Source organism: Microcoleus sp. S1D4 (assembly GCF_036700765.1).
In the GTDB taxonomy this organism is placed as follows: domain Bacteria; phylum Cyanobacteriota; class Cyanobacteriia; order Cyanobacteriales; family Microcoleaceae; genus Microcoleus.
In genome coordinates this window covers 122,089-137,625 of the sequence record NZ_JAUBPP010000001.1, presented here as the reverse complement: position 1 = coordinate 137,625, position 15,537 = coordinate 122,089, and the positions used below count along the sequence as shown (strand labels likewise).

The following is a 15,537-nucleotide window of genomic DNA, read 5'->3' as shown; positions in this document are numbered from 1 at the left end:
CTGGTGTCTAATTGCTCTCTAACACTTTAACTGTTCCAGCCCGTAATTTCAGTGTGTTTTGGAGACACCACCCAAAAACCAAGTTTCTACATCAATATATCAACGGAGCAGCAACAATTTTCCCAGAAACAAGGTTTTTTGATTTTTATTTCTATCACTTGCGGGTGATGGATTGTCTCAAGTTACATTCTTTTTTTAGTTCGATCGCGCCTTGCGGTTCAAAAACCCGGTTTCTCGATCGCTTGTTGACTGTTGTGCAACATATCAACCTTAGCTACTTCTTCTTTCTCGCAGGATTTCCGGCTTGGCATTTGTAGTGCGATTACCTGAACCGACTTGAGCTGCATCAATATTCTATCTGTTAACCGCAGATTTCCAGCAGATGCAACACTGATGAACGCAGATACATTCAACAATTGAAAGCGATTGAGTCGAACTCAAGTTTCAGCAAAAAAATGTTTTTTACAGAGCCGGAGATGCTTTCTCTACCTCTTTCCCTGTTTTTTCTTACTTTTCTCTGCTTCACGCTTGACCTCTCTTTAACGCGCGGAAAATCCCTCGCTTGTCCGAACGGATATAGCGAGGGGTGAGAATAGGTATTCTCAGAAAATATCAAGTAGTGGCAGTGGCTTTTGTCGAGCCATTGCCATCTATAGAAGCCATACTGTTGTGAGCGCACAGAAAGATTTCAGAGCTAACTCTCTGCTTGCACTCAATGCTTGAAATCAAACCAATCAGTTCAAGCAAGAAGTTAAAGCAAGTCCTAAAGACTTAGGCTACTTCTTCGCGATCGATTTGGCGCAGGTGAATGTGCTTGCGTCCCAAAGAGATTTCAAATTCATCTCCTGCCTTCAGTTCCATTTGTTTGGTGTAGGCGGCTCCAATCAGTAAATTGCCGTTAGATTGAACGCTAATCCGATAGCTGGCAGAGCGTCCGCCACGTCCGTTACCGTTTTGCTTCCCGTCTAACTGAATGCCTTCTGCATCAATCAGTGCATTCAGGAATTTCATCATGTTGACCCGTTCTACGCCATTCTTGGTAACGGTGTAGTAGCCACAGGCTCTAGCTTTTTCTTCCTTGGTGAGGTTCTCTAGCTCTTTGACCTTTTGGATCAGGTCTTCTCCTTCAAGGGGTTCGATATTTTTCTTTTTAGCCATCTACTGAGTCCTGAAATATTCAACTGGTGTACGGAATTTTTCTCGGTTGATTTTTGGTTTGACCAAGAAACTTTAGCTTTATAGCCGATCGTAAAACCATCTTACACCGATCGGCTCAATTGTTAACCACTATTGTCTAAATATTTTTAACAAGGTGCAGTCTTTCTTGAGAAGTAGCAGCCGGTGCAAGCAATCTCTAAACTCGGTAGCATAAGCTATCAGCTATCAGCTAGCTAAATATTTGCCCCCAATTTTAAAATCCCATGAAGTTAACCACACGCGGACACTACAGTGTCAAAGCATTACTGGATCTAAGTTTGCAACCTCGGTTCGGCCCGACATCGGTAAAATCGATCGCGAACCGACAGGAGTTACCGGCTCCGTATCTCGAAAAATTATTGATTGAAATGCGACGAGCCGGTTTAGTCCAATCAGTTCGGGGTTCCCAGGGAGGATATCAATTAGCCCGCGAGCCGGCTCAAATTTCTTTAGGACAAATCTTAGAGGCGGTAGGCGAAACTATTGAACCTTTACCTCGACATTCTCCCGACGCGACGCAAGCAGAGGATTGGGTAACATTCAGTTTGTGGAACCGATTGCACAAAAAACTTGCCGAAGCGCTATACACTATTTCCCTCGAAGACTTATACTATGATGTCCGCAGTTGGCAAGCTGCTCTGGGAGAAGAAACTAGCTTTATCATTTAGATGGTAAGTTGATTTATTCGATCGCCCGAAAACATGGACACAACACTTGTTACCTACTCCGGCGGCTGTCATTGCGGTGCTGTCCGCTTCACAGTCGCGGTTGACAAACACGAAGCATCTGACTGCAACTGCTCTATCTGTAAAAAGAAAGGATTTTTGCACCTAATTGTGCCGCCGGAACGTTTTACGTTGCTGTGCGGCGAAGATGTTTTGACAACTTATACGTTTAATACAGGAACTGCTAAACATACTTTCTGCCGGATTTGTGGGATTCACTCGTTCTATCGTCCCCGATCGCATCCCGATCAATTCGATGTCAACGTCCGCTGTCTTGACTCCGATGCCGTTTCCCAATTTCAGATTCTACCCTTTGATGGTGTTAATTGGGAGCAGAACGTACACAAGCTTGGCGACGAAAGTAATCTCAGCACTGAAAATCTGGGATAAAAAATCCAATTCGGCTGTTGGTAACAGCAGCTAAAACCAGCCCGATCGAACGATCGCTCGCTGGCAGGACAGACTATCAAGTTTGACACAATATATAATGATGCCGGATCAATTTGCTGTTTTGATTTTAGCTGCGGTATTGGATTATTCGATCGGCGATCCTTGGGGTTGGCCGCATCCCGTACAGGCGATGGGTTGGGCGATCGACCGCTATACTCGAATTGTCTTTAGTATCTGGAATAATCCCGCAGACAAAATGGCTCCTGCGGGCGATCGTCCGGCCGGTGAGCTGCACAAACTGCTGCTGCGATGTGCTGGTACAATACTAGCGATCGGGCTGATTCTAGGCAGTTATACTGTCAGTTGGTCGATCGTCCTTGCTGCTAGTTGGGTGCACCCTCTTTTAAGTATTGCCCTGCAGACCATTTTGCTCGCAAGCTGTTTTGCCGGTCGCAGTTTGAGGGCGGCGGCTCAAGATGTGCTAGCACCTTTAACTGTTGCAGATTTAGTCAAGGCGCGGGAACGGTTGAGTCTTTATGTCGGCCGGGATACTGAAAACTTATCCGAGCCAGAAATTCTGCGAGCATTGTTAGAAACTGTAACAGAGAATGCAGTCGATGGCGTGACAGCGCCGCTATTTTATGCCCTAGTTGGGTTCGCTCTGCCAGATTTATTATTAACTGTTACCAATTTGCCGATCGATCCTAACTCGATGCTCGCCAGCGCGATCGTTCCCTGTGCGATGGCTTACAAAGCAGCCAGCACATTAGATTCAACCGTCGGCTACAAAGAACAGCCATACACTAATTTAGGATGGTTTAGTGCCAAACTAGAAGACGTCCTCACCTGGTTTCCTTGCCGACTAACAGTGATTACTTTAGCCCTGATCTCTGGTAAACCGATCTACGTATGGCAGATTTGTCAGAGAGATGCTGTTAAAGATGTCAGTCCCAATTCCGGTTGGAGCGAGTGCGCCTACGCAGCCATCTTGGGAGTACAACTAGGAGGTATAAATTCCTATCGGGGAGTTATCAAACACAAACCGCTGTTAGGCGAGCCTATTCGCGCGATCGCCCCCGAACAAATTTATCAAGCTTTGCAATTAACTCGCTATTGCTTTTTGACTTGGTTGGGACTATCATGGCTGGTTTATACTTTATGGTTTTTTGTCCCCTAACTGCTGACTTTACTGGGCGACAGATACCAGCCACCAGATTCATCAGTGAAGTCAATCTCAAACTTTTAGGGCCAAGTCGAAATATCTAAAATTATTCAATTATTCAATTGTTCGATGGGCCAACAGCCAACAATTAAATCCCAGTAAAATAATGACTAAAATTATCAAAATTTTATCGCCGGATGAAGTGAGGCGCACTCTCACCCGCGTCGCTTCCGAGATTGTCGAAAAATCTGGGGCTCCGTCGGAGTTAGTGCTGTTGGGGATTTATACTAGAGGAGTGCCACTAGCTCAAATGTTAGCCGATCAAATTGAAGTCCTCGAACAAGTAAAAGTACCGGTGGGCGCTTTGGATATTACCTTTTACCGAGATGATTTGGATCGAGTGGCGATGCGGACACCGGCTAAAACAGAAATTCCTTTCGATTTGACGGGAAAAATCGTTGTGTTGGTAGATGATGTCATATACAAAGGTAGAACAATTCGAGCGGCTTTGAATGCGGTAAACGATTACGGAAGGCCGGAAAAAATTTGGTTGGCGGTATTAGTCGATAGAGGCCACAGAGAAGTGCCGATTCAGCCAGATTTTACGGGTAAAAAGTTGCCGACTGCAAAGGAAGAACAAGTTAAGGTTTACGCTCAAGAGTACGATGGGCGCTACGGGGTGGAATTGATTAAGGGTTGATCTATAGCCTTTCTTTGCTCTCATAGGAGGTACTATCCGGCATCGGCCAAACAGGCCAAACAGGCCAGGCCAAACAGGCCAAACAGGGCATCGGGCATAGGGCATACCTCACGACGCTTGACAACCGCTATAAGTTGAACTTGCGAGTCGATCGACTTGGGTGTCTGGTTCGCGATCGATTTCAGAAGAGTGAAACTGGGTTTCTCCCTCCCTCACCCTCAAAAACTGGGTTGGTACGTATATTTATTGTTACTTAACGCCAAAATTCCCAGAAACCGGGTTTCTCGCCCCATGCGTCGCAGAAATAAGCTTGGTTGCGACGGGCGCTGAGCGTCCTAATTTATTTAAAATCGGCAGTGCAGGAGTTGAACCTGCCTGGGGCGAATTATGAGTTCGCTGCCTAAACCGCTCGGCCAACTGCCGTTAAATTGATTTGTTCAATCTATCTAACTTAAGAAGTAACTATAACATAATTTCTCAGTTCGTGCTAGAACTAGAGAACAAAAATCAAAATCTTTAGATCTGTTGAGTCCCCGATCGCCCGAAACGCACCTGCGCTATCCGGCTCGACCGGACAAAGCAGTTTCTACGACTAGGCATAAAATTACAGGCAATGGCAGTGAATTCAACAGTAGTGCTGACTCTAATTCTGCTAACTCTTATGTTTGGAGCAGGTGTGACGAGTTCTGTTTTGGGATTTACTACAGGTCGCGAAGCCTTGAAAGGAACGACTCAACCTGATGTTCGCCCCAGCAACTATGCAGGCACCGGCAAGCAGGGAACTGTGGCTAGCAAAGAGCAAGTGAGCATTTTGAAAGAAACAGACATTCTTAAAACCGTCAAAGCGCGGATAGAAGGTCGCGATCCTGACAAAACGACCGGAGCAAATACTAAAACAGACAAGACAAGCTCTAAACCAGCCACAGCCAAAAAGCCCGCCGAACCAAAGGCCAGCGCCAAATTTCCCCTGAACAGTCGCGACGGGGGAATAACCCTAGAAGTGAGCGCGGCCAGTCAGCGCGGCAACTCCATGCTGCTAGACGTGAGCATGAAAAACGAAGGTTCCCAATCTGTGAGGTTTCTCTACAGTTTCTTGAACGTCACGGACGATCGCGGCCGGGCCCTGTCGGCAACTGCTGAGGATTTGCCGTCGGAACTGCCCCCCAACGGGCAGGTGTATTACGGTACGGTGAGTATTCCCACCGCTTTGCTGGAAAATGCTAAACAAGTTTCGCTGACGCTGACAGATTATCCAGGTCAAAAACTTCAGTTGCAAATAGCTGGGATTCCAGTAGCGAAGTAAGACAAAAGGAGCAAACACTCCAGGGATTTTGAGGTTCGATCGAGAAAGTTGTTCTAGGGAGCATTGTGTCACTTTTAGGGGCGAGAGTGCAGGAGATAGCTGATTTACCCGCGATGACTCCGACAGAAGTGCTGTCGCGGTTGCTGGCAGTGCTGCTGCTGATTGCAATTAATGCTTTTTTTGTGGCGGCTGAGTTTTCGATGGTGACGGTACGCCGATCGCGCATCAATCAGTTAGCCGAGGCTGGCGACATTGCAGCTCTAACTGTTCAATCTTTGCAGAAAAGTATCGAGCGATTGCTCTCAACAATGCAGTTGGGAATCACTCTTTCTAGTTTAGCTCTCGGCTGGATTGGGGAAGATACGATCGCCGTGCTAGTCCGAATGTCGATCGCCAGTTTGCCGCTGCCACTTTACATCAAGTCGGCCGTCCCCCATTCTTTGGGAATATCAATAGTAACTTTTTTCCTGCTAGCTTACCTGCAAATCGTACTCGGCGAACTCTTTCCCAAATCTGTAGCGTTACTTTATTCCGAACAGCTAGCCAGAAGTTTAGGGCCTCCGAGTTTATTAATTTCTCGTTTGTTCAATCCCTTTGTGTCGTTTCTCAATCAATCCACGCGATCGCTCTTGCGGTTTGCAGGAATCGAATACAACCTAAGACACCGGCCCGTTACTCCCGAAGAACTGCAATTAATTATAGCTACTTCCAGCGAATCAAGCGGCTTACTAGCAGAAGAGCGAGAATTGCTCAATAACGTGTTTGAATTTGGCGAAGTTTGGGTACAAGAAGTGATGGTGCCGAGGCCAAACATTATCGCACTTCCCAAGACGGCTACTTTTCAAACTTTGCTCGACGAAATGGCAATTTCCAACCATTCCTTTTATCCCGTGACGGGAGATTCTTTAGACGATATTATCGGCATTATTGGCTTCAAACAACTTGCAAAACCTCTAGCTGAAGGTTTGCTATCTCCCGACACAGAAATTGTAACTTGGATGAGTGCAGTGAGGTTTGTGCCGGAGATGATGCTGCTGGGAGAACTGCTGCCTTTGATGCAGCGTTCGTCAGAAGAAATTGCGATCGTAGTCGATGAATTTGGGGGCATTTCCGGGTTAGTGACGCTGAGGGATTTGATCGCCGAAATTATTGGCCGCACTTACCACTCGCCCGACAGTAAAGAAATTGCTTTGCAAGTATTGGACGATCGCACTTTTTTAGTACAAGCGCAGCTAAATGTAGATGATGTCAATCAAATATTGAATTTGGATTTGCCGATAGCTGAGGAATACCAGACAATCGGAGGTTTTTTGAGCTATCAGTTGCAAAGAATGCCCGCTGTTGGGGAAGTTTGGCGCGGCGACAATGCAGAAATTACGGTGGTTTCGGCGATCGGGCCGCGGTTGGATCAACTTCAAATTCAGTTGCTGTCAGGGGCTGCGGGCGATCGAACTTTAAGTGAAATTGGACAGATAGATGGGGAAATTGTGGGAAAAAGTCGCAAGAATAGCGGGTTGAGAGATGTGGCGAGATTTTCTAGTTGAGCATATTTTAGCGAATACCTAGATAATCTACTCGTAGGTCAAGTCAATAGACTCGATTACAATCATATTTTATATCTCCAATTCATGCTGCAAAAATTGTACTTAATTTATGCTGTTTCTTATCTTTTTCGTGCTTATTCTCGATGGGGAAATGGAGATAAACAGAGAGCAGTTAAATATTTTCAGAAAGCGATAGATATCTACAGGGCTAGAGGACTATCGGACATAGCCGATCAGCTTTTAGTCCCATTCAGTACACTGCAAAATGAAATCAAGGATGAACAGGAAAACCAGGGTCAACCGGAAGTTGAGGATGAGCCGAAAGCTAAATAAGCAGACTGCTGATTCAAAACTAATTAACAATCAATTTTTCAAATTTTAGTCAGACAGGACTTATATCAATTCCGGCTGCGCCGAAATGACAAGCGAGGACACGGCAGTGCCGTTTCCCTACCGCCATCAATTGTAGGGACACGGCACTGCCGTGTCCTGATTTCTCGCGAAAAAACCACGTTTCTGACTACCCGCGCGCCAGCCATATTTAATAGTAATGCACCGGATCTTTCAATCCCAATTCCTCAAAAGCCGCCAGCCGCAGCCGACAAGAATCGCAAACGCCACAGGCTTTTTCCCCGCCTGCATAGCAAGACCAAGTTTGCTCCCAAGGCACTCCCAACTTGTTACCCAATTCAATAATTTCGGTTTTTTTAAGTTCGAGCAAAGGTGTGACAATCTTAATAGCTTCTCCTTCCCTTCCCTGCTTGGTTCCTAACCGAAATACTTCCTGCATTGCTTGGATGTAATCGAGGCGACAGTCGGGATAGCCGGAATAATCTAAAGCGTTAACGCCGATGTAAATGCGCTGAGCTCCTAGGGTTTCGGCGTAGGCGAGGGCAAAACTAAGAAAAATGGTATTTCTAGCTGGAACGTAGGTAGTGGGGATGTTTTGGGACATTTCTGCAAGATTGCGATCGATCGGCAATTCCATCTCATTATCCGTCAAAGCCGAACCGCCCCACAGCGTCAAGTCAAAGTTTATCACCTGATGCGCCTTAACATCCGCTGAAAGCGCGATCGCCCGCGCTGATTCCAACTCCCGCCGGTGCCTTTGCTGGTAGTCAAAGGAAATCGTGTAACATTCGCAGCCGTCGGCTTTGGCTTGATACAAAACAGTTGAGGAGTCCAGCCCTCCCGACAATAAAATAACTGCTTTCACTTAAAATAACCTCCATTAAATTAGCATTTACATTTATATCAAATTAGTTGTGAATTGACAAGATTACAGCGATGGATTTTAACGAACCGCGAAGACGCGAAGGAAGAGAAGAGAAGAAAAATATTTGACAGTTTATGCGAGAATTGCTATAAGTTTAACTTGCTAACAAATTGTCTAGTTCCCGGTAATCTGGCAAAGTTGTATCAATTTCTTTACCTTGCCGCAAAACTGTGCGATCGCGCTGCGATCGAGATAACAATTCGCTGAAAGTTCGCCCCTTAAATAAAATCAAGTCTGCGGGTAAACCAACTCCTATTCGTCCTACATTCGGCAATCCCATTAAATCTGCTGGTGTTGTTGTGACTGTGCGCGGCCAATCTTCCCAAGGCCTGTCTAAATGGGCTATGCGGACTGACATATTAAAGACTTCTAAAACATCGTGATCTCCAAATCCGTAAAACGGATCGCGACAGTTGTCGCTAGCAACTGTGACGGGAATTCCTGCTGCTTTGAGTTCGTGCACCAGCGTCACTCCCCGCCAGCGCGGTGTACGCCCCGATTCTCTGTCTTGCAAATAAAGGTTGCACATCGGTAAGCTGACAATGCCAATATTTGCTTGCTTGACTAATGTCAAAGTTTCTGTTACTAAATCCGGCGGTTGTACGGCTAAACTGCAGCAGTGCCCGCAGATTATTTGACCGCTAAATTTATGGCGAATAGCCGTTTTTGCTACTTCCCGCGATGTTGTGGATTCTGGATCGTCGGTTTCGTCGGTGTGGAAGTCGAGGTTTAAACCGCGTTCTTGGGCTAAGCTAAATACGCGATCGAGTTGTTTGTCTAAATCCGGGTTCATGTAGGCGACTCCGCCGAGGATGCCGCCGATTTGGGCAATTTTGTCTGCTAATTTTTCGCCTGCGGGTGTCAGGTAATAGTCGAGGGAAACTAGGGAAACTGCTTGCAAAATTAGCCGATCGCTCCATTCGGCTTGCAAGGCTTCAAATACTGCTAAACTAACGGTTCCCCCATCGCCTGCGCTGTCGATGTGAGTGCGGATGGCTTTGGTGCCGTGGGCGTAGCTGCACTTGAGGCCGAACTGCATCCGCCGGTAAACATCCTCTGCATTCCAGTGTTTTTCGGCGTCAGCGCGCACAGTCTCCAGCGCACTTGCAAAAGTTCCGTCGGGATTGGGCGATCGTTCCCAAATGTGGCCTTTGTCTAAATGCGCGTGCATATCCACAAAGCAAGGGAAAACTAAGCCGTTTTGCAAGTCTACAATTGGAATATCTCGAAGTTGCGATAAAGGTTCTGTATTGGTGGGGATGATTTGGGCGATCGCACCCGCTGCAATTTCCAGATCCACCGCACAAAAATTGTTCTCTGTCCCCGTTGTTGCAATTGCAGAAACTGAGGGTGCGATCGACTGTATTTCTAGCAGAGACGCGGGGACGCGAGCATTTTTGAGCAAATAATTAGATGTACTTGGCAACATTAACTTTGTGAGTTAGAATTTTATTAATAATTTAGCGATACCAGTTTTAAATATAGCAATTATTTCCAAATTTGGGAACTTTTTTATTTCTCTATTTCCATTTTACTCTCTTTTTTTCTCCTTTGCGCCCTCTGCGCCTCTGCGGTTCGTTAAGCTGTTGTGCATCTAGATTCTGTATGGTGATTGAGGGGGAGAGGGGGAGAGAGGGAGAGGGGGAGAGAGGGAGAAGATTTTTGATCGATCGTCGAAATATACAATGTTTATTTGCACAACAGCTTAAAAAAATATGATTCACACATTAAATCTAATTGCTCTAAAAGATTTCGCTAAAATTGGATAGCTCGAATCCTTCCGCAGACACAATTCTGTTGTTACAATCGATAATCGTTTAAAATTGCCATAGCCAGAGCCAAAAACAACTGTGTCACAACCCAAGCATATAGTTTTAACATCCCATCCCGACAGATCCGGTACAGAACCAATTCCCATTTGTTGGGGAGAAATCGATCCTCTCAAACGGGGGCCGGTGATTGGCAGCCTCAGCAAATCTTCTCACCGGAATGCGATCGGCACTCATTCGGGTTCCTATTCTGTTTATCGAGCGCTAGCAGTTGCTTCCGGCGCACTTCAAGCCGATCACCTGCCCGATTTTACTAACACGTCTCCGGCGGCACGCATCGGGCCTCACCCGAGTTGGGGCGATCGCAATTTGATTGTTTCTCTCGATCCCTTTGGGGGTTTGGTCAGCCAAATTTATACTTCATTTTTTCAGCAGGGATACGATATTCGCCCGACAATTGCTGTTACTAAAGCTCATATTAATATGCCGGAATTGCAAGATGCCATCGCTAAGGGGCGCGTGCAAATTGATGGCAAAATAGTCAAAGCAGGCGGCAATTTAGCGGTAACTAAAATTGCGATCGACCCCGTGTGGTATTTGCCGGGAATTGCCCGCAGGATAGGCGTGCAAGAAAGTGTTCTCCGCCGCGTTTTATTCGAGCAAACAGGCGGTATGTTCTCGGATTTGGTGACGCGGCCGGATTTACAGGTTTTCTTGCCCCCGATTGGCGGAACTACAGTTTATATTATTGGCGATGTTGCAAATATTTCTGACCCTCAGAAGCAGTTGGCGGTAAGGGTACACGATGAATGTAACGGTTCTGATGTGTTCAGTTCAGATATCTGCACTTGCCGCCCTTATTTGGTACATGGGATTGAAATTTGCATCCAAACTGCACAATCCGGCGGTTCTGGAGTAATTGTTTATTTCCGCAAGGAAGGCAGAGCTTTGGGGGAAGTTACGAAGTTTTTGGTGTACAATGCCAGAAAACGGCAGGAAGGGGGCGATCGCGCTGATGCCTATTTTACTCGTACTGAATGTGTCGCCGGAGTTCAAGATATGCGGTTTCAAGAACTCATGCCAGATGTTTTGCACTGGTTGGGGATCTCTCGAATTGACAGTTTAGTTTCTATGAGCGATCTCAAATACAATGCAATTATCAATTCTGGCATTCAAGTAGTCGATCGCATCCCCATTCCCGAAAATTGGATTCCCGCAGACGCCCAAGTCGAAATCGCTGCCAAAAAAGCAGCAGGCTACTACACGCCAGACCCCGTGCCAGATGCTACAATTCTTGCAGAAGCCATCGGACGCGATTTAGGAGATTGACAGGCCAAAGACGCGAACAATCGGGCGCGAACAATCGCGTCTTTGCCAAATAAAATTTATTGCTGGTCTTTGATCGGTCAGGGTAGGTTATGGCTAATTTGCGTTCTACTGTTATCGTAAAAACAGATATTTGCGGATATACCGTCCGAGTCAAAAAGTTATCTCAGTCCGAATTAAGTAGTTTATTAAACGAGCATAAAAATTTTATTTCAGATATTACTATCAGAAATGAAGGCAGCATGATTAAAGGGGAAGGTGATTCATTTTGGATGATTTTTCCCAGCGTGACTGCAGCGGCGATGGCAGCCATAGAAATGCAGCAAGAATTGAGAGCTGAACAATCTAGTAAATCGAACGATGAACGATTGGCTATTCGCGTGTCGATTACCCTAGGAGATGTCTTGCACCAAGATAAAGATATCTTTGGCGATACAGTGAATTTAACAGCGCGGATAGAATCAGTAACTCCGCCGGATGAAATATATTTGTCCCAAGCAGCATGGCTGGCCCTCAACAAAGCAGAAGTGCAAACATCTTTTGTTAACGAGTTTTCTTTGAAAGGGATGAGCGAACCTGAAAAAGTTTACAAAGTTGATCAAAGTCACAAAACGCGAATAGTAGAAAATCAAGCAATAATTAAAGCTGATTTGAGAGGTTTTATTGCTTATCAAGAATCTAATTCTATTAAAGATGTTGAATATTTACTGACTAAGTTCGATAATTTTGAAAAAACAATTTGTGAAGAATACGGCGGCACAATTCGGAGTATTGTTGGTGATTCGCACTTGTTAACTTTCCAGGAAGCTCACTCAGCCTTAGCGGCCATGGAAAGTTTGTGCGAGAATTGGAAACTATTTATTCGCGGCAATCAAATACCTTGCGGCTTGTCGGTAGGAATTACTAAAGGAAACTTGTATATATTTCGGTCTTGCACTTACGGAAAAGATATTAACATCGCCGATAGGCTGGAAGATTTAAGTAAAATAATATCTCCGGCTACTGACAAAAATTCAGTGATAGTTTCCGATCAAATAAAACGCGAAGTCAGCGGCTCAAAGTGGGAGTACAAGCTGATCAAAATCGATAAAAATGCGATTTTAGATAATCTTTTAGATTACAGTCAGTTTGACTTTTTTCAAGAAAACGATGTTTATCGGTGTTTGATTGTATGAAGTTGAGCAAACTTGAACTAGAAACTGTACAATATCTGAGAACGCCGGCTGCGATTCGCCAAAAGTGCGATCGGCTTTTTAATTTAGCCTCCGAAAATAAACTACCCTACTTCCGCGTCGATTTATCCCAACTCGACAAAGCAGCAAATTATGTAATCGACACCACCCACCAACAGTATCCCGATTTTAACATTCCCTTTCACAGTCGCTGGCGGCATTTTGAAGTCGGCAACCTGCCGCGACTAGCCGAATTAGATGCAGCTTTAACAGAATTTTCACCCGTAGAACAAGCTAAGATCAAGTTTGATTTAGCAATTATCAGCGTTTTGCTTGATGCCGGTGCCGGTGCAGATTGGCAGTATTGCGAACCAGAAACAGGACAAATTTACCGCCGCTCAGAAGGGTTAGCAATAGCCAGTTTTCGGATGTTTTGTCAAGGTGTTTTTTCCAGCAATCCCGATTTTCCTTTTTCTGCTGATTCGCGGGGGCTTTCTCAATTAAAACTAGAAACTTTAGCTGCGGGATTTCAGGTAAGCCGAGACAATCCGCTAGTTGGTTTAAGCGGCAGATTAGAATTGTTGCAGCGTTTGGGGAAGGCGATTTGCCAGCATCGATTATTATTTGGTAGCGAAAACCCGCGTCCCGGCAATTTGGTACAATACTTGCTCGACAGTCGGGTTTCTGGAGTCAAAACTGTGAATGCTTCTGAAGTATTGAATGCTGTTTTGACAGGTTTTGAGGAGATTTGGCCGGGAAGATATGCCATTGGTGGGGTTAATTTAGGGGATGTTTGGCGGCATTCAGCTTTGGCGGGAGAAAATTTTGGAGATAACTTTGTGCCGTTTCACAAACTCTCGCAGTGGTTGACTTATTCGCTGTTGGAACCGCTGCAACAACTGGGTTTAGAAGTCGCAGGATTGGATGATTTAACGGGTTTGGCGGAGTATCGCAACGGTGGTTTGTGTTTGGATGTCGGGCTGCTGCGGGTAAAAGATGCGGCTGTTGGCGATCGTAGTTATTTGCCTGGTTCGGAAGTTATAGTGGAATGGCGATCGCTAACTGTGATTCTTTTAGATAAGATTGCCGCAACTATGCGAAAAAAGCTGCATTTGAGTGCGACAGAATTGCCGCTGGTGAAGATTTTGCAAGGGGGAACTTGGGCGGCGGGGCGAAAAATTGCCGGGGAATTGAGAGTCGGTGGAGTGCCGCCAATTCGGATTGAAAGTGACGGTACTGTGTTTTAAATAAGCCGAAATTAGGACACGGCAGTATCATAAGAAATTAGGACACGGCAGTGCCGTTTCCCTACGTCAGATTAATTGTAGGGAAACGGCACTGCCGTTTCCTCTATATCATTTCGGTACAACCGGAATTGATACAATTAGAGCATTGAAAAACCCGGTTTCGTAAAGAATCCGGGTCATCAGTGTTATCTGTTTTTTAGTGTTTCTGCTTAGTTGCAAGTGCGATATTTGACGTGATACACTAAACCGCGATGAGCTAAATCGAAGGAGTCAACGGTTGCCATGCCGGCACCGCGGGCTGTCATCGCAGCATTTACTCGCATATTTACACTGTCGCCGCAGCGAGACCAAACATTAGCTACAGTGGCTAAACTATCTCGAACGTTGTAGTTAGTTTCTCCGCTTAAATTCCGATTAAAAACTGGGCCGCGGCTTCCTGCAAAAAAGTATTCTGCTCGCAGGTTTCCTGTGGTTTTAGGAGCAATGTAGCCGCGGTAATCGGCATCGTAGATAGAAATTTGGAAGCCTTGGGGTACTTTGATGGGAATGCTCAGATTGCAGCTTTTCCGGGTTTCTGTTGAGACATTTCCTTGGGCTGCAAACTTATCAAATAGGATGGTGAGTTCTTGACCGTCGGGGCTGACACTGACGCTGGCGGAGCGGTCTGGGCAGCCGCTACCGCCGTAGCTGGCTCCTAATATTTGAACTGCAGGATTTGCCAAGGCGGGGCTGATAGAAGCGGCCATTAATGCTGTCGCCAGCAAGAGTTTTGCAAATTTCATGGATGTTCTCCTTAATGTTTTTTTGTTAGGACAACTCTGAAAAATTCAAGGAATATTGAGGCGATGCCTTTCTATTTAGGAGATGGCAAGCCTTTACTGAAAAGGCAGTCAGTTTCTGACTGAGAGCTAGATATCTGTATTTAGCTCGGGGCTTTTTCGAGTAGCATTAATTTATGTATTAATGCTTGTTGTGTCCTGATACTTTCTAATATTCATTTCATTCAAAGAGTGTTCCGGAAGATTTGAGCGAATAATATTCATCGTTTTTATGAGGCTTTGTGGGGAACAAAGTTCTGATTTTTGGGTCGGCGCTGCGCTAGGAGGTATTTGTTGGACGACGAATTATATGCCTTCGCTATTGGCTGAGAAAAGATGCTTTAATTCGGGAATTAGAACTGCTGGATTTGTAGTAAAAGGCTCTGTCTGCTAGTGGCGAAGGAGGAAAAGGTGACGATATTCGTATTTTCCGGCAGATTCAGAAGATGATAATTATCTTCAGAGAAACCGCAGATATCGGGCTGATGTAACACCGATTGACGCAGATAATTTCAAGGTGTTTTGCAATTTTTGCTATTTAAGTTTATTGGTTTGTACCGCGATCGCACTACTCAGGTGGTGGGCTCGTCTTTCTGTCACAGTTCCCCTGGATATCAAACCGCGAGATGTTTTAATTGTCGATCGGATGCTGGCTACTGGTAACTCAGCAGTGGCTGCTGTGGATCGGCTTAAAGAAGTTAATCCGAAGTCTATTAAATTTTTGTGCTCGCTGGCTGCGCCGGAGGGAGTTGAATACCTTCATCAACAGCACTCTGACGTGCAGATTTATACGGCTGCTGTTGATGAGCGTTTGGACGATCGCAATTATATTGTACCGGGACTCGTCCATGCGGGCGATCGGCTTTACGGCACTATTTGAATTGAATCAAATTATTTTCTGCTGTATA

At 45.5% G+C, this 15,537-nt stretch carries 15 protein-coding genes and 1 tRNA gene; 10 read left to right on the top strand and 6 right to left on the bottom strand.

Annotated elements, in window-relative coordinates:
• Nucleotides 1–218: 218 nt before the first annotated feature.
• Both QT998_RS00610 and QT998_RS00605 read right to left on the bottom strand, forming a co-directional pair.
• Nucleotides 219–347 (bottom strand): hypothetical protein, encoded by a 129-nt coding sequence (locus tag QT998_RS00610; RefSeq protein WP_333091326.1) that lies wholly within the window; start codon nt 345–347, stop codon nt 219–221.
• A 424-nt stretch (nt 348–771) separates the two neighbouring features.
• On the bottom strand, nt 772–1,158 hold the full coding sequence (locus QT998_RS00605) for an AbrB family transcriptional regulator (protein WP_194011110.1): 387 nt from the start codon (nt 1,156–1,158) through the stop codon (nt 772–774).
• A 263-nt stretch (nt 1,159–1,421) separates the two neighbouring features.
• On the opposite strand from QT998_RS00605, the gene QT998_RS00600 reads away from it, so the two are divergent.
• From QT998_RS00600 to pyrR, 4 genes are all read left to right on the top strand, one after another.
• Nucleotides 1,422–1,865: an Rrf2 family transcriptional regulator gene (locus tag QT998_RS00600; protein ID WP_194011111.1), complete on the top strand. Its 444-nt coding sequence runs from the start codon at nt 1,422–1,424 to the stop codon at nt 1,863–1,865.
• Between the two features lie 33 nt (nt 1,866–1,898).
• Nucleotides 1,899–2,312 (top strand): GFA family protein, encoded by a 414-nt coding sequence (locus QT998_RS00595; RefSeq protein WP_194011112.1) that lies wholly within the window; start codon nt 1,899–1,901, stop codon nt 2,310–2,312.
• Between the two features lie 97 nt (nt 2,313–2,409).
• A complete protein-coding gene (cbiB, locus tag QT998_RS00590; RefSeq protein WP_194067699.1) occupies nt 2,410–3,489 on the top strand; it encodes an adenosylcobinamide-phosphate synthase CbiB in 1,080 nt (359 codons plus the stop codon).
• Between the two features lie 151 nt (nt 3,490–3,640).
• On the top strand, nt 3,641–4,174 hold the full coding sequence (gene pyrR / locus QT998_RS00585) for a bifunctional pyr operon transcriptional regulator/uracil phosphoribosyltransferase PyrR (RefSeq protein ID WP_194011114.1): 534 nt from the start codon (nt 3,641–3,643) through the stop codon (nt 4,172–4,174).
• Nucleotides 4,175–4,524: 350 nt separating this feature from the next.
• Here the strand turns inward: pyrR and QT998_RS00580 are convergent.
• Nucleotides 4,525–4,597 (bottom strand) — tRNA-Ile (locus tag QT998_RS00580).
• A gap of 190 nt (nt 4,598–4,787) precedes the next feature.
• On the opposite strand from QT998_RS00580, the gene QT998_RS00575 reads away from it, so the two are divergent.
• Both QT998_RS00575 and QT998_RS00570 read left to right on the top strand, forming a co-directional pair.
• Nucleotides 4,788–5,477, top strand: a complete 690-nt coding sequence (locus tag QT998_RS00575) for a hypothetical protein (protein WP_194067698.1) — start codon at nt 4,788–4,790, stop codon at nt 5,475–5,477.
• A 65-nt stretch (nt 5,478–5,542) separates the two neighbouring features.
• Nucleotides 5,543–7,021, top strand: coding sequence for a hemolysin family protein (locus tag QT998_RS00570; protein WP_333113615.1), 1,479 nt, complete (start codon nt 5,543–5,545; stop codon nt 7,019–7,021).
• 541 nt (nt 7,022–7,562) lie between these two features.
• Here the strand turns inward: QT998_RS00570 and queC are convergent.
• Complete coding sequence (gene queC / locus QT998_RS00565; protein ID WP_333113621.1) at nt 7,563–8,237, bottom strand: 7-cyano-7-deazaguanine synthase QueC; 675 nt, start codon at nt 8,235–8,237, stop codon at nt 7,563–7,565.
• Between the two features lie 154 nt (nt 8,238–8,391).
• Nucleotides 8,392–9,726, bottom strand: a complete 1,335-nt coding sequence (locus QT998_RS00560) for a cytosine deaminase (protein ID WP_333113624.1) — start codon at nt 9,724–9,726, stop codon at nt 8,392–8,394.
• 421 nt (nt 9,727–10,147) lie between these two features.
• On the opposite strand from QT998_RS00560, the gene QT998_RS00555 reads away from it, so the two are divergent.
• The 3 genes from QT998_RS00555 to QT998_RS00545 all read left to right on the top strand — a co-directional run bounded on the left by QT998_RS00555 (nt 10,148) and on the right by QT998_RS00545 (nt 13,811).
• A complete protein-coding gene (locus tag QT998_RS00555) occupies nt 10,148–11,395 on the top strand; it encodes a GTP cyclohydrolase II (RefSeq protein ID WP_333113627.1) in 1,248 nt (415 codons plus the stop codon).
• 89 nt (nt 11,396–11,484) lie between these two features.
• Nucleotides 11,485–12,567, top strand: a complete 1,083-nt coding sequence (locus QT998_RS00550; RefSeq protein WP_333113629.1) for an adenylate/guanylate cyclase domain-containing protein — start codon at nt 11,485–11,487, stop codon at nt 12,565–12,567.
• Entirely contained in the window at nt 12,564–13,811 is a 1,248-nt protein-coding gene (locus QT998_RS00545) for a URC4/urg3 family protein (RefSeq protein ID WP_333113632.1), read from the top strand. Before QT998_RS00550 ends, QT998_RS00545 begins: the two co-directional genes overlap by 4 nt.
• 209 nt (nt 13,812–14,020) lie before the next feature.
• Here QT998_RS00545 and QT998_RS00540 read toward each other — a convergent pair whose 3' ends face one another.
• Nucleotides 14,021–14,593: a DUF4360 domain-containing protein gene (locus tag QT998_RS00540; protein ID WP_333091313.1), complete on the bottom strand. Its 573-nt coding sequence runs from the start codon at nt 14,591–14,593 to the stop codon at nt 14,021–14,023.
• A 553-nt stretch (nt 14,594–15,146) separates the two neighbouring features.
• On the opposite strand from QT998_RS00540, the gene upp reads away from it, so the two are divergent.
• Nucleotides 15,147–15,509 carry a uracil phosphoribosyltransferase gene (gene upp / locus QT998_RS00535; RefSeq protein WP_333113634.1) on the top strand — a complete coding sequence of 121 codons (363 nt, stop codon included), beginning with the start codon at nt 15,147–15,149 and terminating at the stop codon, nt 15,507–15,509.
• Nucleotides 15,510–15,537 lie beyond the last annotated feature (28 nt).